We start from the raw sequence: 20,200 nt of genomic DNA on the forward strand, positions 1-20,200 counted from the left end.
GGGCTGACCAATGGCGAACTCAACCAAGACCGTCAAGGGCCTCCTCGGCAAGAAGCTCGGGATGACCCAGGTGTGGGACGAGAACAACAAGTTCATCCCCGTCACCGTGATCGAGGTCGGCCCGAACGTGGTCACCCAGATCCGCAACGCTGAGCGCGACGGCTACGAGGCGATCCAGATCGCCGCCGGCGCCATCGACCCGCGCAAGGTCAACAAGCCGGCCGCTGGCCACTTCGAGGCCGCTGGCGTGACCCCGCGTCGCACCCTCACCGAGATCCGTACCAACGACTCCGCTGAGTACACGCTCGGCCAGGAGCTCACCGTGGACGGCACGTTCACGGCGGGCCAGAAGGTCGACGTCGTCGGTACCTCCAAGGGCAAGGGCTTCGCCGGTGTCATGAAGCGCCACGGCTTCCACGGCGTCGGCGCCTCGCACGGTGCGCACCGCAACCACCGCAAGCCCGGCTCGATCGGTGCTTCCTCGACCCCGTCGCGCGTCTTCAAGGGCATGCGCATGGCTGGTCGTATGGGTGGCGACCGCGTGACCGTCCTCAACCTCACGGTGCACGCCGTCGACGCCGAGAAGGGTCTGCTGCTCGTCAAGGGCGCCGTCCCCGGTGCTCGTGGCCGCTCCGTCTTCGTCCGCACCGCCGTGAAGGGTAAGTGATCATGGCCACCACGACCGCAACCACGATCGACGTCCTCGACGCATCGGGTGCCAAGTCCGGCACCGTCGAGCTCCCCGCAGCTCTCTTCGACGTCGAGACCAACGTCCCGCTGATCCACCAGGTCGTCACCGCGCAGCTCGCAGCCGCGCGTCAGGGCACCCACAAGACCAAGAACCGTGGCGAAGTCCGCGGTGCCGGTCGCAAGCCGTTCAAGCAGAAGGGCACCGGCCGCGCCCGTCAGGGTTCCGTCCGTGCTCCGGAGCACACCGGCGGTGGCGTCGTCCACGGACCGACCCCGCGCGACTACTCGCAGCGCACCCCGAAGAAGATGATCGCCGCTGCTCTGCTCGGCTCGCTCTCGGACCGCGCCCGCGGTGGCCGCATCTCCGCTGTGGAGGGCTTCGTCGCGGCTGAACTGCCGTCGACCAAGACCGCCCGCACGCTCCTCGAGAAGGTCGCGCCCGTCAAGAACGTGCTCGTCGTGCTCGAGACGGACGACGAGCTGACGCTCAAGTCGATCCGCAACCTGTCGAACGTCCACGCGCTCTCGTACGGCCAGCTCAACGCCTACGACGTGCTGCGTTCGGACGCCGTCGTCTTCAGCAAGAGCGCCCTCGACGCCTTCATCGCGTCGAAGACCGCGAAGGAGATCACCGCATGAGCGGCTTCAACAAGGACCCGCGCGACGTCATCATCTCGCCGGTCGTCTCGGAGAAGAGCTACGCGCTCATCGACCAGGGCAAGTACACGTTCATCGTGGACCCCCGCTCGAACAAGACCGAGATCAAGCTCGCCATCGAGAAGATCTTCGACGTCAAGGTCGCGAGCATCAACACGCTGAACCGCCCGGGCAAGACCCGTCGCACCAAGTTCGGTCTCGGCAAGCGCAAGGACACCAAGCGCGCCATCGTGACGCTCAAGTCCGGTTCGATCGACATCTTCACGGCTGTCGGCTGAGGACCAGAGGGATAAATCATGGCTATTCGTAACTACAAGCCGACGACCCCCGGTCGTCGCGGCTCGTCGGTCGCCGACTTCGCTGAGATCACCCGTTCGACTCCGGAGAAGTCACTGCTTCGTCCGCTGCCGAAGACCGGTGGTCGCAACAGCTCCGGCCGTATCACCACGCGTCACATCGGTGGTGGCCACAAGCGCCAGTACCGCGTGATCGACTTCCGTCGCTCCGACAAGGACGGCGTCGACGCCAAGGTCGCTCACATCGAGTACGACCCCAACCGCACTGCGCGCATCGCGCTCCTGCACTACGTGGACGGCACGAAGCGGTACATCATCGCGCCGAACAAGCTGAAGCAGGGCGACGTCATCGAGCAGGGCCCCGGCGCCGACATCAAGCCCGGCAACAACCTGCCGCTGCGCAACATCCCCGTGGGTACCGTCGTGCACGCCATCGAGCTCCGCCCCGGTGGCGGCGCCAAGATGGCTCGCTCCGCCGGCGCCTCGGTGCGTCTCGTCGCCAAGGACGGCCCCTACGCGCAGCTCCGTCTGCCGTCGGGCGAGGTCCGCAACGTCGACGCACGCTGCCGCGCCACCATCGGCGAGGTCGGCAACGCCGAGCAGTCGAACATCAACTGGGGCAAGGCCGGCCGCATGCGCTGGAAGGGCGTCCGCCCGACCGTCCGTGGTGTCGCCATGAACCCGGTCGACCACCCGCACGGTGGTGGTGAGGGCAAGACGTCCGGTGGTCGTCACCCGGTCAGCCCCTGGGGTCAGTCCGAGGGCCGTACGCGCAAGCCGAACAAGCCGAGCGACAAGCTCATCGTCCGTCGCCGTAACGCCGGCAAGAAGCGCAAGTAGGAGTTCAGAAGATGCCACGCAGTCTGAAGAAGGGCCCCTTCGTCGACGAGCACCTGCTCCGCAAGGTCGTCACGCAGAACGAGGCCAACACCAAGAACGTGATCCGTACGTGGTCGCGTCGGTCGATGATCGTCCCGAACATGCTCGGGCACACGATCGCCGTCCACGACGGCCGCAAGCACATCCCGGTGTTCGTCACCGAGTCGATGGTCGGTCACAAGCTCGGCGAGTTCGCGCCGACCCGCACCTTCCGTGGTCACGTGAAGGACGACAAGAAGGGCCGTCGCCGCTGAGGCGGCGACGCAGAGGAGGAACGAAATGGTGGAGTCGATCGCACGCGTGCGACACATCCGCGTCACGCCTCAGAAGGCCCGTCGCGTCATCGAGCTGATCCGCGGCAAGCAGGCCCACGAGGCCCTCGCCATCCTGAAGTTCGCCCCCCAGGGCGCTTCGGAGCCCGTGTACAAGCTGGTCGCCTCGGCGATCGCGAACGCACGGGTCAAGGCGGACTCGACGAACAGCTTCCTCGACGAGCGCGACCTCTACGTGAGCCGCGTCTTCGTCGACGAGGGCACGACCCTGAAGCGGTTCCAGCCGCGCGCCCAGGGCCGCGCCTTCCGCATCAACAAGCGCACCAGCCACATCACGGTCGTCCTCGCGACGCCCGACGAGGCCGAGGTTGCCGCGACGAGCAAGAAGGCGAGCAAGTAATGGGCCAGAAGGTCAACCCGTACGGCTTCCGTCTCGGGATCACGACGGACCACGTCTCGCACTGGTTCACCGACAGCAAGAAGGCCGGTCAGCGTTACGCCGACTACGTGGCCGAGGACATCAAGGTGCGCGAGTACCTGAAGAAGACCCTCGACCGCGCCGGCGTCGCACGCATCGAGCTCGAGCGCACCCGTGACCGTGTCCGCGTGGACATCCACACGGCTCGTCCGGGCATCGTCATCGGCCGCCGCGGCGCCGAGGCGGAGCGCGTTCGCGGTGAGCTCGAGAAGCTCACCAAGAAGCAGATCCAGCTGAACATCCTCGAGGTCAAGAACCCCGAGACCGAGGCCCAGCTCGTCGCGCAGGGCATCGCCGAGCAGCTCTCCGCTCGTGTCGCGTTCCGTCGCGCCATGCGCAAGGGCCTGCAGGGTGCACAGCGCGCCGGCGCCAAGGGTGTCCGCATCCAGGTGTCGGGTCGTCTCGGCGGCGCCGAGATGTCGCGTTCGGAGTTCTACCGCGAAGGCCGTGTGCCGCTGCACACCCTCCGCGCGAACATCGACTACGGCTTCTACGAGGCCCGGACCACGTTCGGCCGCATCGGCGTGAAGGTCTGGATCTACAAGGGCGACATCACGAACAAGGAGCTCGCTCGCGAGCAGGCGAACCAGCGTTCGTCGCGCCCGGAGCGTCGTGGCGGCCCGCGCGGTGAGCGTGGCGACCGTGGCGGCGACCGTCGTGGCGGCGACCGCGGTGACCGTCGTCCGCAGCAGGCCCCGCAGGACGCGCCGGCCGGCGCAGGAGTTGAGGCGTAACCATGCTTATTCCCCGTCGAGTCAAGCACCGCAAGCAGCACCACCCGAAGCGTTCGGGTCAGGCCACCGGTGGTACCAAGGTCAGCTTCGGCGACTACGGCATCCAGGCCCTCACCCCGGCGTACGTGACCAACCGTCAGATCGAGTCCGCTCGTATCGCCATGACGCGTCACATCAAGCGTGGTGGCAAGGTCTGGATCAACATCTACCCGGACCGTCCGCTGACCAAGAAGCCCGCCGAGACCCGCATGGGTTCCGGTAAGGGTTCGCCCGAGTGGTGGGTCGCGAACGTGAAGCCGGGCCGGGTGCTCTTCGAGCTCTCCGGCGTCAGCGAGGAGATCGCCCGTGAGGCGTTGACTCGTGCAATCCACAAGCTGCCCCTCAAGGCACGCATCATCAAGCGCGAGGAGGGCGACGCATAATGGCGATCGGTTCCAAGGAGCTCCGTCCGACGGAGCTCGACACGTTCGAGAACGAGCGTCTCGCTGACGAGCTGAAGAAGGCCAAGGAGGAACTCTTCAACCTCCGCTTCCAGTCGGCCACCGGCCAGCTGGAGAGCCACGGTCGTCTCCGTGCCGTCAAGCGCGACATCGCCCGCATCTACACCGTCCTCCGCGAGCGCGAGCTCGGCATCCGTGCCACTCCCGCGCCCGTCGAGACCGCCCCCAAGGCCAAGAAGACGACGAAGAAGGCTGACAAGCCGGCCGAGTCGACCGAGGCCGAGACCGCCGAGGAGAAGTAATGGCGAACGAAGAGAAGAACTCCGCCGCCCTCACTCGCGGCTACCGCAAGACGCGTCGCGGCTACGTGACGAGCGACAAGATGGACAAGACCATCGTGGTCGAGGTCGAGGACCGCGTGAAGCACGCGCTCTACGGCAAGATCATCCGTCGTACGTCCAAGGTGAAGGCCCACGACGAGCTCGGCACCGCTGGTGTCGGCGACCTCGTCGTGATCAGCGAGACCCGTCCCCTCAGCGCCTCCAAGCGCTGGCGCCTGGTCGAGATCCTCGAGAAGGCCAAGTAGGCCTCGGCCTGCTTCGGAATAGGAGACAGCAGTGATTCAGCAGGAATCCCGCCTGAAGGTCGCCGACAACACGGGTGCCAAGGAGATCTTGACCATCCGCGTGCTCGGTGGCTCGGGTCGTCGCTACGCCGGCCTCGGTGACGTCATCGTCGCCACGGTGAAGGACGCCATCCCCGGCGGCAACGTGAAGAAGGGTGACGTCGTCAAGGCAGTCATCGTTCGCACCAAGAAGGAGACCCGTCGTCAGGACGGCTCCTACATCAAGTTCGACGAGAACGCGGCAGTGATCCTCAAGGCCGACGGCGACCCGCGCGGTACGCGCATCTTCGGTCCGGTCGGTCGCGAGCTCCGTGACAAGAAGTTCATGAAGATCATCTCGCTCGCGCCGGAGGTGCTGTAAGCCATGGCGAACATCAAGAAGGGTGACCTCGTCCAGGTCATCACGGGCGCGACGCAGGAGCGTGGCGGCGACCGTGGCAAGCAGGGCAAGGTCATCGAGGTCCTCAAGGACAAGAACCGCGTCGTCGTCGAGGGCGTGAACTTCGTCACGAAGCACGTCCGCGTCGGTCAGACGCAGCGTGGTTCGAAGACCGGTGGCATCGAGCAGCACGAAGCCTCGATCCACGTCTCGAACGTCGCACTCGTCGACCCGAAGACGAAGAAGCCGACGCGTGTCGGCTTCCGCACCGAAGAGGTGGAGAAGGACGGCGTCAAGAAGACCGTCCGTGTCCGCTACGCGAAGAAGTCTGGTGAGAAGCTCTGATGACTGACACGACTGCTGCGCCCGCTGGCAAGATCCAGCCGCGCCTCAAGCAGAAGTACCTGGCCGAGATCAAGACGGCCCTCACCGAGCAGTTCGGTTACGCGAACGTCAACCAGGTCCCCGGCCTGGTCAAGGTCGTCGTGAACACCGGTGTCGGCGAGGCCGCTCGTGACTCCAAGATCATCGAGGGGGCCATCAAGGACCTCACGGCGATCACGGGTCAGAAGCCCCAGGTCAACATCGCCCGCAAGTCCATCGCACAGTTCAAGCTGCGCGAGGGTCAGGCCATCGGCGCGCACGTCACCCTCCGTGGTGACCGCGCGTGGGAGTTCCTGGACCGCCTGGTGACGCTCGCACTGCCCCGCATCCGCGACTTCCGCGGTCTCAGCGACAAGCAGTTCGACGGCAACGGCAACTACACGTTCGGTCTCACGGAGCAGTCCGTGTTCCACGAGATCGACCAGGACCGCATCGACCGTGTCCGCGGCTTCGACATCACTGTCGTCACCACCGCGAAGACGGACGACGAGGGACGCGCGCTGCTCCGCCAGCTCGGCTTCCCGTTCCGCTCCAACGAGCAGACGGTCTAAACTACTTCGGGCGGTGCGGGCCGGAGGATTCACGTCCTCCGGCCCGCACGCACGAACACACCGATCTCGGGGAACCGCCCCGGGATCACTCGATCGCTCAGGTCGGCATTCGTGGAACGGGTGTCGAAACCAGGCGAGAAATGGACGAACATCATGACGATGACCGATCCGGTCGCAGACATGCTGACCAGATTGCGGAACGCGAACTCCGCGCACCACGACGCAGTCGCGCTCCCGAGCTCCAAGCTCAAGAAGAACATCGCCGACATCCTCAAGCGTGAGGGCTACATCAGCGAGTGGAAGGTGGAGGACGCCCGAGTCGGGCAGACCCTCACCATCGACCTGAAGTACGGCCCCGAGCGCGAGCGTTCGATCGCCGGCATCAAGCGCGTCTCGAAGCCGGGCCTCCGGGTCTACGCGAAGTCGACGGAGATCCCCCAGGTCCTCGGTGGCCTCGGCGTGGCGATCCTCTCGACCTCCTCCGGCCTCCTGACCGACCGCGAAGCCGAGCAGAAGGGCGTGGGTGGGGAAGTCCTCGCCTACGTGTGGTGATCGACAATGTCACGAATCGGACGTCTCCCCATCGACATCCCCGCCGGCGTCACCGTCTCCGTTGACGGTCAGAACGTGGCGGTCAAGGGCCCGAAGGGCGAGCTCGCGCTCGTCATCGCTGAGCCCATCCAGGCCAAGGTCGAGGAGAACCAGGTCCTCGTCACCCGTCCGGACGACGAGCGCGAGTCGCGTTCGCTCCACGGACTGACCCGGACCCTCATCGCCAACAACATCATCGGCGTGACCCAGGGCTACACCAAGGGCCTCGAGGTCGTCGGTACGGGTTACCGTGTCGCGGCCAAGGGCTCGAACCTCGAGTTCGCCCTCGGGTACTCCCACTCGATCACGGTCGAGCCGCCGGCGGGCATCAGCTTCGCGGTGGAGGGCAACAACAAGGTCACCGTCGCCGGTATCGACAAGCAGGCTGTCGGCGAGGTCGCCGCGAACATCCGGAAGCTCCGGAAGCCCGAGCCCTACAAGGGCAAGGGTGTCCGTTACGCCGGCGAGAACGTGCGCCGCAAGGCCGGAAAGTCAGGTAAGTGATCATGGGACTCCTCAAGACACGAGGCAAGAGCAAGGCGGCCGCCAAGGCGCGTCGTCACAACCGTCTCCGCAAGAAGATCACCGGCACCGAGGCTCGTCCCCGTCTCGCCGTCACCCGCTCGTCGCGTCACGTGTTCGTGCAGGTCATCGACGACTCGAAGGGTCACACCCTCGCAAGCGCCTCGACGATGGAGGCAGACCTCCGCTCGTTCGACGGCGACAAGACCGCCAAGGCCCGTCGCGTCGGTGAGCTCCTCGCCGAGCGCGCGAAGTCGGCTGGCGTCGAGGCCGTGGTCTTCGACCGCGGTGGCAGCAAGTACGCCGGTCGCGTCGCCGCGATCGCCGATGGTGCCCGTGAAGGAGGGCTGAACCTGTGAGCGACAACGCGAACACCAACGAAGACGCCAAGACCGAGGCCGTCGAGGCCACGGAGACCGAGGCTGTCGAGACCACGGAGACCACCGAGGCGAGCACGGAGGCCACGGCCACCGACGCAACCGCCGAGGCGACCACCGAGGGCGCCAAGACCGGCAAGGAGGCGGAGGCACCTGCCGTCGCCGAGCGTCCGGTCGAGACCGCCGCGGGCTCCGCGTCGAACAACCGCGACTCCGCTGACAACCGTGGCCGTCGTGGTGGCGGTCGTGACCGTCAGCAGGGCCGCGACCGCAACAACCGCGGTGGCGACAGCCAGTTCCTCGAGCGCGTGGTGACCATCAACCGCGTCTCGAAGGTCGTCAAGGGTGGTCGTCGCTTCAGCTTCACGGCGCTCGTCGTCGTCGGTGACGGCAACGGCCTCGTGGGCGTCGGCTACGGCAAGGCCAAGGAGGTCCCCACGGCGATCTCCAAGGGTGTCGAAGAGGCGAAGAAGAACTTCTTCCGCGTCCCCCGCGTCGGCAACACGATCCCGCACCCGGTGCAGGGTGAAGCCGCCGCTGGCGTCGTCCTCCTGCGTCCGGCCGGCCCCGGTACCGGTGTCATCGCCGGTGGTCCGGTCCGCGCCGTGCTCGAGTGCGCCGGCATCCACGACGTCCTGAGCAAGTCGCTCGGCTCGTCGAACACCATCAACATCGTGCACGCGACCGTCGAGGCCCTGAAGCAGCTCGAGGAGCCCCGCGCCGTCGCGAGCCGTCGTGGCCTCGACGTCGAGCGGGTCGTCCCGGCCCGTCTGCTCCAGGCCGAGGCCGCAGCCCTGCGTGCCGCGACCGAGAAGGCAGGTGCGTGATGGCGATGCTGAAGATCACGCAGATCAAGTCCGTTATCAGCGAGAAGCAGTACCAGCGCGACACCCTGCGCAGCCTGGGCCTCAAGCGCATCGGCCGTTCGGTCGAGCGTGAGGACAACTCCCAGAACCGCGGGTACATCGCGACGGTGGCGCACCTCGTGAAGGTCGAGGAGGTCGACGCATGAGCGACGAGAAGAACGAGCGCGTGCAGGTGCTGAAGCTGCACCACCTCCGTCCTGCAGAGGGCGCCAAGAAGGACCGCACCCGTGTTGGTCGCGGTGAGGGCTCGAAGGGCAAGACCGCTGGGCGTGGTACCAAGGGCACGAAGGCCCGTTACCAGGTCCGGGTCGGCTTCGAGGGTGGGCAGATGCCGCTGCACATGCGCACCCCGAAGCTCCGCGGGTTCAAGAACCCGTTCCGGGTCGAGTACCAGGTCGTGAACCTGGACAAGATCTCGGAGCTCTACCCCGATGGTGGCGACGTCACCGTTGCGGGCCTGGTCGCCAAGGGCGCCGTCCGCAAGAACGAGAAGGTCAAGGTTCTCGGTCAGGGTGACATCACCGTGAAGATCACGGTCACGGTCGACAAGGTCTCGGCGTCCGCCGCCGAGAAGATCGTGGCTGCTGGCGGCACCGTCTCCCAGTAACCCCCGTCGGCGGCCCGTGCGTTTGCGCACGGGCCGCCGTTACGGTTTCCTTGACAGTGGCCGGCATCCGCCAGCCGGGTCGGCCCTGCCGACCGAAACCGGTCCGGCCGCGATCGACGGCCCCGGTCCCACAAGTTCGGAGTCATCGTGTTCAGAGCGGTCGCGCGCATCATGCGCACCCCTGATCTTCGCAAGAAGATCGGCTTCACCCTCGCGATCATCGCGCTGTTCCGTCTCGGGTCGTACATCCCGGCACCGTTCGTCGACTACGCCGCCGTGCAGAGCTGTCTCGCCAGCGCGTCGTCCTCCGGCGGTCTCTACGACCTCATCAACCTCTTCTCCGGCGGCGCGCTGCTGAAGCTCTCGGTCTTCGCGCTCGGCATCATGCCGTACATCACGTCGTCGATCATCGTGCAGCTGCTGCGTGTGGTCATCCCGCACTTCGACACCCTCTACAAGGAGGGCCAGTCGGGCCAGGCCAAGCTGACGCAGTACACGCGCTACCTCACGATCGCGCTCGGTGTCCTGCAGTCCACGACCCTGATCACGGTCGCCCGCTCCGGCGCCCTGTTCGGCACCAACGCCTCCGCGTCCTGCACGTCGATCATCTCGAACGACAGCTGGTACGCCATCATGCTGATGGTCGTCACGCTGACCGCCGGTACCGGCCTCATCATGTGGATGGGCGAGCTCGTCACCGAGCGCGGCATCGGCAACGGCATGTCGCTCCTGATCTTCACGTCGATCGCGGCGCAGTTCCCGTCGGCGCTCTGGGCGATCGAGCAGTCGCAGTCGTTCGAGCTCTTCCTGTTCGTGATCCTGGTCGGACTCGTGATCATGATGGCCGTCGTGTTCGTCGAGCAGTCACAGCGGCGGATCCCTGTGCAGTACGCCAAGCGCATGGTCGGGCGGCGGACGTACGGCGGCAACAACACCTACATCCCGATCAAGGTGAACATGGCCGGCGTCGTGCCCGTCATCTTCGCCTCGTCGCTGCTGTACCTGCCGGCCCTGATCGCGCAGTTCAACCAGCCCTCGGACGGTTCCGAGCCGGCCGCGTGGGTGACCTGGATCCAGAACAACCTGACCTCGGGTGACAACTGGTTCTACATGGTCCTGTACTTCCTGCTCATCGTCGGGTTCACGTACTTCTACGTGGCGATCACCTTCAACCCCGAAGAGGTCGCCGACAACATGAAGAAGTACGGCGGGTTCATCCCCGGCATCCGTGCCGGTCGTCCGACCGCCGAGTACCTCGACTACGTCCTCACCCGGGTGACGCTGCCCGGCTCGCTCTACCTCGGTCTCATCGCGCTCATCCCGCTGGCAGCACTGGCGCTGTTCGGCGCGAACCAGAACTTCCCGTTCGGTGGCGCGAGCATCCTCATCATCGTGGGTGTCGGTCTCGAGACCGTGAAGCAGATCGACTCGCAGCTGCAGCAGCGTCACTACGAAGGGCTTCTCCGTTGAGCGCACGTCTCATCATCGTCGGACCTCCCGGAGCCGGGAAGGGCACCCAGGCCGGCCGCATCGCCGACTCCTTCGGGATCCCCGCGATCTCGACCGGGGACATCTTCCGCAAGAACGTGGCAGAGGGCACGCCCCTCGGTGTGCAGGCGAAGGCGATCATGGACGCCGGCGACTACGTGCCGGACTCCCTGACGAACGAGCTCGTGAAGTCCCGCCTGCAGGAGCCCGATGCCGAGCACGGCTTCCTGCTGGACGGCTACCCGCGCACGGTCGGTCAGGTCGAGTACCTCGACGCACTGCTCGCTGAGCAGGGCACCGGGATCGACGCCGTCGTGCAGCTCGTCGCCGACCAGGACGAGCTCGTCGGTCGCCTGCTCAAGCGCGCCGAGGACCAGGGCCGCAGCGACGACAACGAGGAGACGATCCGTCGTCGCCAGCAGGTCTACGCCGAGCAGACGGCGCCCATCGTGGCGGCGTACGGCGAGCGTGGCCTCGTCGTCGACGTCGACGGCCTCGGCGCCATCGACGAGGTCGGCGACCGCATCCAGACGGCACTGGCGGGCCGCGGGCTCTCCGCGACCGTCTGACCAGCGTGGTGCGGTTCAAGAAGCCCTCGATCTACAAGACCCCGGACGAGCTCCGGGCGATGGTCCGGCCGGGTCTGCTGACCGCCGAGGCGCTCGACGCCGTCCGTGCAGCGATCCGCCCCGGGATCACCACCGGTGAACTCGATGCGATCGCCGAGCGCACCATCCGGGACGGCGGTGGAGTCCCGAACTTCCAGCTCGTGCCCGGCTACCGCCACACGCTGTGCGTGTCGGTGAACGACGAGATCGTGCACGGGATCCCCGGTGAGCGCGTGCTCGCGCCCGGCGACATCGTGTCGGTGGACGCCGGCGCCGAGGTCGACGGCTGGAACGGCGACAGCGCGTTCACGACCGTCGTGCCCGGCGGCGACGCTGCGGTCACCGCAGCCCGTCAGACGCTCTGCGACACGACCGAGCGGTCGCTCTGGCACGGCATCTCCGCGCTCGCCCACGCGAAGAACCTGCACGAGGTCGGCTCCGCCGTGGAGGACGCGATCGACGAGACCGGTGCGTGGGGCATCGTCGAGGACTACACCGGCCACGGCATCGGCCGGTCGATGCACGAGGAACCGCCGGTCTTCAACTACCGCGTCCGTGGCGCCGGCCCTGCCGTCAAGCCGGGGCTGGTGGTCGCCATCGAGCCGATGGTCACGGCCGGCGCCATCAACAGCTCGACGGACGACGACGAGTGGACGGTCCGGACGCTCGACGGCTCGGACGCCGCGCACTGGGAGCACAGCGTCGCGGTGCACGCGGCCGGCATCTGGGTGCTCACGGCCGCCGACGGCGGCGCTCGGGGCCTGGCCCCGCTGGGTGTGACGCCCGTCCCGATCCCGTAGGACGGGCCTCCAGTCCGCACGCGGTGCCCACGCTGGGTGTCTCCGTACGATGCGACGGCCGGGAGGCCCGGCTGGCGTCCGCCGCGTCGAAGACGTCGCGTGGACCCACCCGACCACCGCCGGGCGCACGCGCCGTGGCGTCGCGTCAGTTGCCGACGGAGCAGGTCTCCTCGGAGGCGCTCTGCCCGGTGATCGACGAGGGCAGCGGCGTCGCCGACGCGGTCGGCGTCCGCGTGGCGGTCGCGCTCGACGTCGCCGACGGTGTGCCGGCGGACGACGAGGTCCCGGACGAACCCGAGGTGCCGGACGACCCTGAGGAGCCGGACGACCCGGTGCTGCTCGACGTCCCGCCGCTCGACGGCGACTCCTCGGAGGCGCGACCGGTGCTCGAGTCGCTCAGCGACGACCGGACGTCGTTCTGCAGCGCCACGTTCAGGGTGTGGGCCGTCTCCTGGTCGACGATCACGCGGGCGCTGTCGGCGGGGTCGTCGGCCACCGGGTACTGCACGAAGAGCATGTTGGCCGTGCTCATCCCGCGCAGGGCTGCCGCGAGCTTGACGAGGGTGCCGGTCTGGGCCAGGCCGTCGGACAGCGTCATGTTGGACAGGGCGGCGCCGGCCAGCTTGTAGAGCGTGATCGGGTTCGAGAGCGTGCCGTCCGAGGTGACCTTGCGGAGGAGCGCCGACAGGAACACCTGCTGCGAGCTGATGCGGGCGAGGTCGCTGCCGTCGCCGACCCCGTGGCGGGTGCGCAGGAAGGCCAGGGCGTCCGAGCCCTCGAGGGAGTGCGAGCCCGTCGTGAGGTGCAGGCCGGTGAACGTGTCGTCGATCGGCTCGGCGACGCAGACGTCCACACCGCCGAGGGCGTTCGACATCTCGATCACGCCGTCGAACGTGATGAGCCCGGCGTAGGGGATGCTCAGGCCGGTCAGGTTCTCGACCGTGTCCACGACGCAGGAGACACCGCCGTTGCCGAGCGCGGTGTTGAACATCGCCGAGGTGGAAGCCGGGTAGGTCGTGCCGGTCGCGGGGTTCGTGCAGGCCGGGATGGGGACCATCAGGTCGCGGGGGAAGCTGACCGCGGTGAGCTGCTGGTGGTCCGCCGAGATGTGGATGAGCATCGTGACGTCGTTGCGGGCGCCCTCGACGTCCTCGTCGGAGTCGAACTGGCCGACCCGGGTGTCGCTCCCGATGAGCAGGATGTTCGCCCCGCCCTTGATCGCCGAGATGTCCGCCGTCTTCGCGGTGCTCTGGTCGTCGGTGCTCAGCGCGACGGTCTGCGGCGCGGTGGCGAGCTGTGCCCCGGCGATCGCGGCGACGCTCGTGCCGCTGACGAGCAGGACGGCGACGGCGGACGCGACGACGGTGACGAACGTGCCCCAACCCCGGCGACGGGCCTGCTTGCCGTGGCTGGCGAAGGGGCGTCGGATGGCGTCGGGCACGTGTTCTCCGTTCGGTGGTCCGGCGCGAGCTGCGGGTGCGACGGACGTGGCTGCGGAGCAAAACTACGGTTCGCGCGCATGTGTGCGCCCGGAGCGCGCCGTCAAACCACTGTGCAACGCTCAGGCACGGCCCCGGAAGCCCCAGACGTGGGGTGTTCCGCGTCCCCACTTGGCAATTGCGGGTTTACCACATAAGATCGATCTTTGGTGTGTCATGCCCTCTCGGGTGTGGCGACCGACCCGCAGACCGGTTCGGGGATCACACCTGTTCCACAACCAAGCGACAGTGAGGCTATGGCCAAGAAAGACGGCGTCATCGAGATCGAAGGCTCGGTGCTCGAAGCTCTGCCCAACGCGATGTTCCGCGTTGAGCTGACGAACGGACACAAGGTCCTCGCGCACATCTCCGGGAAGATGCGCCAGCACTACATCCGCATCCTCCCCGAGGACCGCGTGATCGTGGAGCTGAGCCCGTACGACCTGACCCGCGGCCGGATCGTCTACCGCTACAAGTGATCCGCGAGCTGGAAAGGAACGGCACGGCAATCCTGCCGAGCACGAAGCCAGCGAGCACGAGGAAAGAACCATGAAGGTCAACCCCAGCGTCAAGCCCATCTGCGAACACTGCCGTGTGATTCGCCGCAAGGGCCGCGTCATGGTGATCTGCAAGAGCAACCCGCGTCACAAGCAGCGCCAGGGCTAGTCCCGGGCGCGTGACCGGCGCCGACGGTGTCCATCGGACACCAGGCTGCTCGAGCACGACCCACAACTGAAGATCGACAACGCAGTACCAGAACCCGGTCGCACGACGACCGGGGGACACCTCGGGGCGGAGGCCCGAGCACCGGTACTGCGCCACACCTCCATCGACAACAGGAGCAGCCATCACATGGCACGTCTAGCAGGCGTCGACATCCCGCGCGAGAAGCGCGTGGAGATCGCACTCACGTACATCTACGGCGTCGGCCGTACCCGCGCCGTCCAGGCACTGACGGAGACCGGTATCTCCGGTGACATCCGCGTCAAGGACCTGACCGACGACCAGCTCGTCGCCCTCCGTGACTTCATCGAGGGCAACTTCAAGGTCGAGGGTGACCTCCGCCGTGAGGTCGCCGCCGACATCCGCCGCAAGGTCGAGATCGGCAGCTACGAGGGTCTTCGCCACCGTCGTGGTCTCCCGGTGCGCGGTCAGCGCACCAAGACCAACGCTCGTACCCGCAAGGGACCGAAGCGCACCGTGGCAGGCAAGAAGAAGGCTCGATAGGAGACCCCGATGGCTACCCCCAAGACTGCCGCGCGCAAGCCGCGCCGCAAGGAGAAGAAGAACGTCGCTGTGGGCCAGGCTCACATCAAGAGCACGTTCAACAACACGATCGTCAGCATCACCGACCCGTCGGGTGCCGTCCTCAGCTGGGCGTCCTCGGGTGCCGTGGGCTTCAAGGGTTCGCGCAAGTCGACGCCGTTCGCGGCGCAGCTCGCTGCCGAGTCCGCTGCGCGTCAGGCGCAGGAGCACGGCGTCAAGAAGGTCGACGTCTTCGTGAAGGGCCCGGGTTCGGGTCGCGAGACCGCGATCCGCTCCCTCCAGGCCGCTGGCCTCGAGGTCGGCTCGATCAACGACGTCACGCCGCAGGCGCACAACGGGTGCCGCCCGCCCAAGCGCCGTCGCGTCTGACGCGAGGAGCAACCGGCCGCGCCCTGCTCGTCCCCTGACCGGATCCGTTCCGGCGAGGGCGGGCAGGGCCCGCGGCCATTCCTGGTCGTTCGATCGCGCACGTGTGTGCGCGTGATCACAACTCAACAGACCCGTCGGGGCCCATGCGGCCCCGTCGTACCGCCAAGTGTCATATAGCGGACACTTCGCCGAAAGGAATCCCACAGTGCTCATTGCACAGCGCCCCACCCTGACCGAGGAGCCGATCTCCGAGCACCGCTCGCGCTTCGTCATCGAGCCGCTCGAGCCGGGCTTCGGTTACACCCTCGGCAACTCGCTGCGCCGCACGCTCCTCTCCTCGATCCCCGGCGCGGCTGTCACCAGCATCCGCATCGACGGCGTCCTCCACGAGTTCAGCACCGTTCCCGGTGTCAAGGAAGACGTCACCGAGATCATCCTCAACATCAAGAGCCTGGTCGTCTCCAGCGAGCACGACGAGCCCATCACGGCGTACCTGCGCAAGCAGGGTGCCGGTCAGGTCACCGCAGCGGACATCTCCGCTCCGGCCGGCGTCGAGATCCACAATCCGGAACTCGTCATCGCGACCCTGAACGACACCGCGCGCTTCGAGCTCGAGCTCACGATCGAGCGTGGCCGTGGCTACGTCTCGGCGACGCAGAACCGTTCCGAGTTCAGCGAAGCCGGTCAGATCCCGATCGACTCGATCTACTCGCCCGTCCTGAAGGTCACCTACCGCGTCGAGGCGACGCGTGCCGGTGAGCGCACGGACTTCGACCGCCTGGTCGTCGACGTCGAAGCGAAGCCGGCCATCACGCCGCGCGACGCCATCGCGTCGGCCGGTCGCACGCTGGTCGAGCTGTTCGGGCTCGCTCGCGAGCTCAACACGGCGGCAGAGGGCATCGAGATCGGCCCCGCGCCGGTCGACGCCGTGCTCTCGAACGAACTGCAGACCCCGATCGAGGACCTCGACCTGTCGGTCCGCAGCTACAACTGCCTGAAGCGGGAGGGCATCAACACGGTGTCCGAGCTCGTCGCCCTGTCGGAGACGCAGCTCATGAACATCCGCAACTTCGGTCAGAAGTCGGTGGACGAGGTCAAGGACAAGCTCACCGAGCTCGGCCTGTCCCTCAAGGACACCGTCCCCGGATTCGACGGCGCCCACTTCTACAGCGGGTACGACGAGGACGAGTCCAACAACTGACCTCGCGCTCACGCGCAAGCGCGCTGACACCGCGCGCACCACTTTCACCACTGGAGAACTGACATGCCGAAGCCCACCAAGGGCCCCCGCCTCGGTGGCGGTCCCGCCCACGAGCGCCTGCTCCTGAGCAACCTCGCCAACGCCCTCTTCACGCACGGTCGCATCACGACCACCGAGACGAAGGCCAAGCGCCTCCGTCCGGTCGCCGAGCGTCTCATCACGTTCGCGAAGCGCGGCGACCTGCACGCGCGTCGTCGTGTGATCAGCATCCTGCGCGACAAGTCCGTCGTGCACACGCTGTTCACCGAGATCGCTCCCCAGGTCGAGGACCGCCAGGGCGGTTACACCCGCATCACGAAGCTCGGCTTCCGCAAGGGCGACAACGCCCCGCTGGCGTCGATCGAGCTCGTCCTCGAGCCCGTCTCGAGCACGCCCGCTCCGGTCAAGCGCAACTCGGCTCCGGCCGCTGCTGCCGCGCCGGTCGACGAGCCCGCCGCCGACGAGACCACCGAGGAGGCCCCGGTCGAAGAGACCGAGACCACCGAGGAGTCCGCCCCGGTCGAGACCGAGTCCGAGACCGAGGCTGCTGCCGAGGTCGAGGCCGACGCCGCCGAGAAGTCGGACGACGCCGACACCAAGTAGTCCGGTGCCCTCCGGGGCGCTGTACCACCACGAGGAAGCCCCCGCGACCCAGGTCGCGGGGGCTTCCTCGCGTCCGAGGCTGGTCGTGCACACCGACTGCTCGGCGTACCGTCACGGGCCGGGTGCGACGGAAGGAAGTCATGGCGTTCCAGCACGTTGCGGGTCTGGGGACGAGGGTCTGGCGGTGGAGCCGGACCTCGGGCACACAGCCGCGCCTGCTGCACGCCGGCAAGGCCGCCGCTGCTGCAGTCATCGCCTGGCTCGTGGCGCAGCACATCCCGGGCGTCGCGGCCGAGTACCCGTACTACGCACCACTCGGCGCCGTCGTCGCGATGCAGACCACGGTGTTCGCGGGTATCCGGAGCGGCGTGCAGACCCTGGTCGGGATCGCCCTCGGCATCCTCATCGCCGCGTTCACGATGTGGGTCGGCGATCCCGGCTTCCTCGCGATCGCGCTGGCGGTCGGCGTCGGGGTGCTGGTCGGCGGGTTCCGCGTGCTGGGCGAGGGCAGCTCGTGGGTGTCCACCGCGGCGCTCTTCGTCCTGCTCGTCGGCGGTGCGCACGCCGAGGGATACTCGCTCGGGTACCTCGTGCAGATGGCCGTGGGCGTCGTGGTCGGGCTGCTGGTCAACTTCCTGGTGTTCCCGCCGCTGCACTTCTGGGACGCCGAGCACCGGATCGACGCGGTGAACGGCGTACTGGCGGACCACCTCGACGGGCTGGCAGCCGTGCTCGAGGAGGGCAAGCGCGACGAGAAGGCGTGGGACCACCAGCAGGACCGCCTGGACCGTGCGATCGCGGACGTCCGGTCACGGGTGGCGATTGCGCACGAGAGCCGTCGGCTCAACCCCCGCGGTGCCCTGCGCGGGTCGCGAGCACGGCTCCAGAAGGACGGCGGACGCTTCCGCGCACTGGAGCGGGTCGCCTGGTACACGACCGACCTCACCGAGCTCGTGGCACGCTCCGGCCCGGTGTCCGAGGGCGTCGGGCGTCCGGACCCCGCGTTCGCCACCCCCATCGCCGAGGCACTGCGGAAGATCGCCAGCACGATCCGCGGCGACTCCCCGGAGGACCAGGCCGAAGAGGCCATCGCACGACTCGAGAGCGCGCTCGACGCGTCGCGCGAGAACCCCTCGCACGTCGCGGTCACCTCGGCCGCGCTCGTCGCCCTGCGCGGGATCGTCGAGTCCGAGCGACGCGCCACCGACGACCTCGACACCCGGACCGGTCCGTCGGCGTTCGGCCGTCCGCGCGGCTGAGCGGGTACGGGCGGCCGCCGTCCGGCAGACCGAGCGCGGGCCGGGAGGCACGGATCACCCCCGCTACGGTGGTCACGTGGACGAGACGGTCGGCTTCCAGAACCCCGACAGCACGGGTGAGGTGCGGCTCCGGCTGGACATCGCCTACGACGGGGCGGCGTTCTCCGGGTGGGCCCGGCAGCCCGGGCTCCGGACTGTCCAGGGCGCCCTCGAGGCCGCACTCGGCACCGTGTTCACCCGCTGGGGCGAACCGCCGTTGCTCACCGTCGCCGGACGCACCGACGCCGGGGTGCACGCCACCGGGCAGGTCGCGCACCTGGACCTGTCGGCAGAACAGTGGGCAGCGCTCACCGCCAAGCGCGGGACGGGCCGGTCACCGCTCGACGGGTTGCTCAAGCGGGTCAACGGCATCGCGGCACCCGAGGGGGACGTCGTCGTCACCGGTGCCTCGGTGGCACCCGCGGGGTTCGACGCCCGGTTCTCCCCGCTCTGGCGCCGGTACGAGTACCGGATCGCGGACGCCGACGCCCCGCGCGATCCACGTCGGCGTGGGCACACGGTCTGGCACGCGGCACGGCTCGATCCGGCAGCGATGGAGCGCGGTGCGCTGACGTTGCTCGGGCTGCACGACTTCGCGACGTTCTGCAAGCCGCGCGAGGGGGCGACGACCATCCGGACGTTGCAGCAGTTCCGCTGGGACCGCGAGCCGGACGGCGTGCTGGTGGCGCGCCTCCAGGCCGACGCCTTCTGCCACTCGATGGTGCGGGCCATGGTCGGTGCGACCATCGCCGTCGGCGAGGGCCGCTTCGGCCCCGACCGCCTCGAGGAACTGCGCGTCGCCGAGGAACGCACGAGCGCCTTCAAGACGGCGCCGGCGAAGGGACTGACCCTGACCGAGGTGGGCTACCCGGCGGACGCGGAGCTCGCGGAGCGGGCGGAGCAGACCCGGGCCCGACGGTCGGTGGACGGTACCGTCGAGGGATGAGCCCGCGCGAACCCCGTTCCGTCGTGTCCGTCGCCCCCGGAGTCGTCTTCGTCGAGGGCCCCGTGTCCAACTGGGTGGTGCTGGCGGAGGAGGACGGCGTCGCGCTGATCGATGCCGGCTACCCGGCCGACACCGACCTCGTGCTCGACACCGTGCGCGCAGCCGGACACGACCCCGCTGACCTGCGTCGCGTCTACGTGACGCACGGACACGTCGACCACGTCGGAGGCATCCCCGGGATCCTCGAGCGGTACCCCGACGTCGAGGTGCTCGCCCACGCCGACGAGCTCGCCAACGTGCGCGGACCGGAGCGGCAGCAGGTCACCCCGGCGGAGATCGGCGGCCGGCTCGCCAGCCCCCGCGTGCTCGCCTGGCTGGCACGGGCGATCCGTTCCGACGCCCTGCGACCCACGACCGTGCCGTCCGCTCGCGCGTTCACCGGCGCGGACTTCGCGGGTCGGGCGATCGCGCCCTTCCCGGCCGTCGGCCACACCGACGGCTCGACGGCGTACCTGCTGCCCGCGGCGGACGCGATCGTCACGGGCGACGCGGTCGTCAGCCGGCACGACACCCAGCCCGGGTCGTGGGCCCCGCGGCCGCGGATGATCACACCCTTCTTCACCGCCGACCAGGACCGCGCGCTCGAGTCGGCACGGGCGCTGCCGTTCCCGGCGCTCGTGCTGCCGGGACACGGACCGGCCGTCCGACGCGTGGGCGGGACGTGGCTGCCGATCGGCTGATGCCGCGCGATCGGCT

Annotated in this window: 32 protein-coding genes; 31 read left to right on the forward strand and 1 reads right to left on the reverse strand. The window is 68.1% G+C overall.

All coding sequences use genetic code 11. The features are described from left to right. Positions 1 to 10 precede the first annotated feature (10 nt). The 22 genes from rplC to map all read left to right on the forward strand — a co-directional run bounded on the left by rplC (position 11) and on the right by map (position 12,244). A complete protein-coding gene (gene rplC / locus DEJ01_RS03530; RefSeq protein ID WP_027466731.1) occupies positions 11 to 667 on the forward strand; it encodes a 50S ribosomal protein L3 in 657 nt (218 codons plus the stop codon). A 2-nt stretch (positions 668 to 669) separates the two neighbouring features. After that, entirely contained in the window at positions 670 to 1,329 is a 660-nt protein-coding gene (gene rplD, locus DEJ01_RS03535; RefSeq protein WP_027466730.1) for a 50S ribosomal protein L4, read from the forward strand. After that, positions 1,326 to 1,625, forward strand: a complete 300-nt coding sequence (rplW, locus tag DEJ01_RS03540; RefSeq protein WP_027466729.1) for a 50S ribosomal protein L23 — start codon at positions 1,326 to 1,328, stop codon at positions 1,623 to 1,625. The genes rplD and rplW overlap by 4 nt, the downstream gene beginning before the upstream one ends. A gap of 18 nt (positions 1,626 to 1,643) precedes the next feature. Continuing rightward, complete coding sequence (gene rplB, locus DEJ01_RS03545; RefSeq protein ID WP_027466728.1) at positions 1,644 to 2,483, forward strand: 50S ribosomal protein L2; 840 nt, start codon at positions 1,644 to 1,646, stop codon at positions 2,481 to 2,483. Between the two features lie 11 nt (positions 2,484 to 2,494). Next, a complete protein-coding gene (gene rpsS, locus DEJ01_RS03550; protein ID WP_017885529.1) occupies positions 2,495 to 2,776 on the forward strand; it encodes a 30S ribosomal protein S19 in 282 nt (93 codons plus the stop codon). Between the two features lie 25 nt (positions 2,777 to 2,801). After that, on the forward strand, positions 2,802 to 3,194 hold the full coding sequence (rplV, locus tag DEJ01_RS03555; protein ID WP_035809257.1) for a 50S ribosomal protein L22: 393 nt from the start codon (positions 2,802 to 2,804) through the stop codon (positions 3,192 to 3,194). Beyond that, complete coding sequence (gene rpsC, locus DEJ01_RS03560; RefSeq protein ID WP_017885527.1) at positions 3,194 to 4,006, forward strand: 30S ribosomal protein S3; 813 nt, start codon at positions 3,194 to 3,196, stop codon at positions 4,004 to 4,006. Before rplV ends, rpsC begins: the two co-directional genes overlap by 1 nt. A 2-nt stretch (positions 4,007 to 4,008) precedes the next feature. Beyond that, on the forward strand, positions 4,009 to 4,428 hold the full coding sequence (gene rplP, locus DEJ01_RS03565; RefSeq protein ID WP_017885526.1) for a 50S ribosomal protein L16: 420 nt from the start codon (positions 4,009 to 4,011) through the stop codon (positions 4,426 to 4,428). After that, positions 4,428 to 4,748, forward strand: a complete 321-nt coding sequence (gene rpmC / locus DEJ01_RS03570) for a 50S ribosomal protein L29 (protein ID WP_017885525.1) — start codon at positions 4,428 to 4,430, stop codon at positions 4,746 to 4,748. Before rplP ends, rpmC begins: the two co-directional genes overlap by 1 nt. Further along, entirely contained in the window at positions 4,748 to 5,032 is a 285-nt protein-coding gene (gene rpsQ, locus DEJ01_RS03575) for a 30S ribosomal protein S17 (protein WP_017885524.1), read from the forward strand. Before rpmC ends, rpsQ begins: the two co-directional genes overlap by 1 nt. Before the next feature lie 31 nt (positions 5,033 to 5,063). Further along, a complete protein-coding gene (gene rplN, locus DEJ01_RS03580; RefSeq protein WP_017885523.1) occupies positions 5,064 to 5,432 on the forward strand; it encodes a 50S ribosomal protein L14 in 369 nt (122 codons plus the stop codon). 3 nt (positions 5,433 to 5,435) lie between these two features. Then, positions 5,436 to 5,795 carry a 50S ribosomal protein L24 gene (rplX, locus tag DEJ01_RS03585; RefSeq protein WP_017885522.1) on the forward strand — a complete coding sequence of 120 codons (360 nt, stop codon included), beginning with the start codon at positions 5,436 to 5,438 and terminating at the stop codon, positions 5,793 to 5,795. Next, positions 5,795 to 6,385, forward strand: a complete 591-nt coding sequence (gene rplE / locus DEJ01_RS03590) for a 50S ribosomal protein L5 (RefSeq protein ID WP_042537502.1) — start codon at positions 5,795 to 5,797, stop codon at positions 6,383 to 6,385. The genes rplX and rplE overlap by 1 nt, the downstream gene beginning before the upstream one ends. Before the next feature lie 153 nt (positions 6,386 to 6,538). Then, entirely contained in the window at positions 6,539 to 6,937 is a 399-nt protein-coding gene (rpsH, locus tag DEJ01_RS03595; RefSeq protein WP_017885519.1) for a 30S ribosomal protein S8, read from the forward strand. A gap of 6 nt (positions 6,938 to 6,943) precedes the next feature. Continuing rightward, complete coding sequence (rplF, locus tag DEJ01_RS03600; protein ID WP_017885518.1) at positions 6,944 to 7,480, forward strand: 50S ribosomal protein L6; 537 nt, start codon at positions 6,944 to 6,946, stop codon at positions 7,478 to 7,480. Between the two features lie 2 nt (positions 7,481 to 7,482). After that, positions 7,483 to 7,857: a 50S ribosomal protein L18 gene (gene rplR / locus DEJ01_RS03605; RefSeq protein WP_027466725.1), complete on the forward strand. Its 375-nt coding sequence runs from the start codon at positions 7,483 to 7,485 to the stop codon at positions 7,855 to 7,857. Next, entirely contained in the window at positions 7,854 to 8,702 is an 849-nt protein-coding gene (gene rpsE / locus DEJ01_RS03610; protein WP_071406161.1) for a 30S ribosomal protein S5, read from the forward strand. The genes rplR and rpsE overlap by 4 nt, the downstream gene beginning before the upstream one ends. After that, positions 8,702 to 8,887, forward strand: a complete 186-nt coding sequence (gene rpmD, locus DEJ01_RS03615; protein WP_017885515.1) for a 50S ribosomal protein L30 — start codon at positions 8,702 to 8,704, stop codon at positions 8,885 to 8,887. The genes rpsE and rpmD overlap by 1 nt, the downstream gene beginning before the upstream one ends. Next, positions 8,884 to 9,348 (forward strand): 50S ribosomal protein L15, encoded by a 465-nt coding sequence (gene rplO / locus DEJ01_RS03620; RefSeq protein WP_027466723.1) that lies wholly within the window; start codon positions 8,884 to 8,886, stop codon positions 9,346 to 9,348. The genes rpmD and rplO overlap by 4 nt, the downstream gene beginning before the upstream one ends. A gap of 147 nt (positions 9,349 to 9,495) precedes the next feature. Beyond that, positions 9,496 to 10,818 carry a preprotein translocase subunit SecY gene (secY, locus tag DEJ01_RS03625; RefSeq protein WP_027466722.1) on the forward strand — a complete coding sequence of 441 codons (1,323 nt, stop codon included), beginning with the start codon at positions 9,496 to 9,498 and terminating at the stop codon, positions 10,816 to 10,818. Beyond that, positions 10,815 to 11,405, forward strand: coding sequence for an adenylate kinase (locus DEJ01_RS03630; protein ID WP_110863215.1), 591 nt, complete (start codon positions 10,815 to 10,817; stop codon positions 11,403 to 11,405). The genes secY and DEJ01_RS03630 overlap by 4 nt, the downstream gene beginning before the upstream one ends. A gap of 59 nt (positions 11,406 to 11,464) precedes the next feature. Next, positions 11,465 to 12,244: a type I methionyl aminopeptidase gene (gene map / locus DEJ01_RS03635; RefSeq protein ID WP_375342374.1), complete on the forward strand. Its 780-nt coding sequence runs from the start codon at positions 11,465 to 11,467 to the stop codon at positions 12,242 to 12,244. Between the two features lie 145 nt (positions 12,245 to 12,389). Here the strand turns inward: map and DEJ01_RS03640 are convergent, their stop codons facing one another. Further along, entirely contained in the window at positions 12,390 to 13,685 is a 1,296-nt protein-coding gene (locus DEJ01_RS03640; RefSeq protein ID WP_111053731.1) for an LCP family protein, read from the reverse strand. A 294-nt stretch (positions 13,686 to 13,979) separates the two neighbouring features. Between DEJ01_RS03640 and infA the strand changes: the two genes are divergently transcribed. The 9 genes from infA (at position 13,980) to DEJ01_RS03685 (ending at position 20,184) form a co-directional block, all read left to right on the forward strand. Further along, the gene (gene infA / locus DEJ01_RS03645; protein ID WP_017885509.1) at positions 13,980 to 14,201 is read left to right on the forward strand and encodes a translation initiation factor IF-1; all 222 of its coding nucleotides are present in this window, start codon (positions 13,980 to 13,982) and stop codon (positions 14,199 to 14,201) included. 70 nt (positions 14,202 to 14,271) lie between these two features. Next, on the forward strand, positions 14,272 to 14,388 hold the full coding sequence (gene rpmJ, locus DEJ01_RS03650; protein WP_022903266.1) for a 50S ribosomal protein L36: 117 nt from the start codon (positions 14,272 to 14,274) through the stop codon (positions 14,386 to 14,388). A 186-nt stretch (positions 14,389 to 14,574) separates the two neighbouring features. After that, positions 14,575 to 14,949: a 30S ribosomal protein S13 gene (rpsM, locus tag DEJ01_RS03655; RefSeq protein ID WP_017885508.1), complete on the forward strand. Its 375-nt coding sequence runs from the start codon at positions 14,575 to 14,577 to the stop codon at positions 14,947 to 14,949. Between the two features lie 9 nt (positions 14,950 to 14,958). Beyond that, a complete protein-coding gene (gene rpsK, locus DEJ01_RS03660; protein WP_017885507.1) occupies positions 14,959 to 15,357 on the forward strand; it encodes a 30S ribosomal protein S11 in 399 nt (132 codons plus the stop codon). Between the two features lie 205 nt (positions 15,358 to 15,562). After that, positions 15,563 to 16,558, forward strand: coding sequence for a DNA-directed RNA polymerase subunit alpha (locus DEJ01_RS03665; protein ID WP_017885506.1), 996 nt, complete (start codon positions 15,563 to 15,565; stop codon positions 16,556 to 16,558). Between the two features lie 63 nt (positions 16,559 to 16,621). Next, positions 16,622 to 17,200, forward strand: coding sequence for a 50S ribosomal protein L17 (rplQ, locus tag DEJ01_RS03670; protein ID WP_071245471.1), 579 nt, complete (start codon positions 16,622 to 16,624; stop codon positions 17,198 to 17,200). A gap of 122 nt (positions 17,201 to 17,322) precedes the next feature. Further along, a complete protein-coding gene (locus DEJ01_RS03675) occupies positions 17,323 to 18,459 on the forward strand; it encodes an aromatic acid exporter family protein (protein WP_139196613.1) in 1,137 nt (378 codons plus the stop codon). A 76-nt stretch (positions 18,460 to 18,535) separates the two neighbouring features. Beyond that, a complete protein-coding gene (truA, locus tag DEJ01_RS03680) occupies positions 18,536 to 19,444 on the forward strand; it encodes a tRNA pseudouridine(38-40) synthase TruA (protein WP_258375632.1) in 909 nt (302 codons plus the stop codon). Beyond that, the gene (locus DEJ01_RS03685; protein ID WP_111092225.1) at positions 19,441 to 20,184 is read left to right on the forward strand and encodes an MBL fold metallo-hydrolase; all 744 of its coding nucleotides are present in this window, start codon (positions 19,441 to 19,443) and stop codon (positions 20,182 to 20,184) included. The genes truA and DEJ01_RS03685 overlap by 4 nt, the downstream gene beginning before the upstream one ends. Positions 20,185 to 20,200: the final 16 nt, after the last annotated feature.

Source organism: Curtobacterium sp. MCLR17_040, assembly GCF_003234735.1.
GTDB lineage: Bacteria > Actinomycetota > Actinomycetes > Actinomycetales > Microbacteriaceae > Curtobacterium > Curtobacterium flaccumfaciens.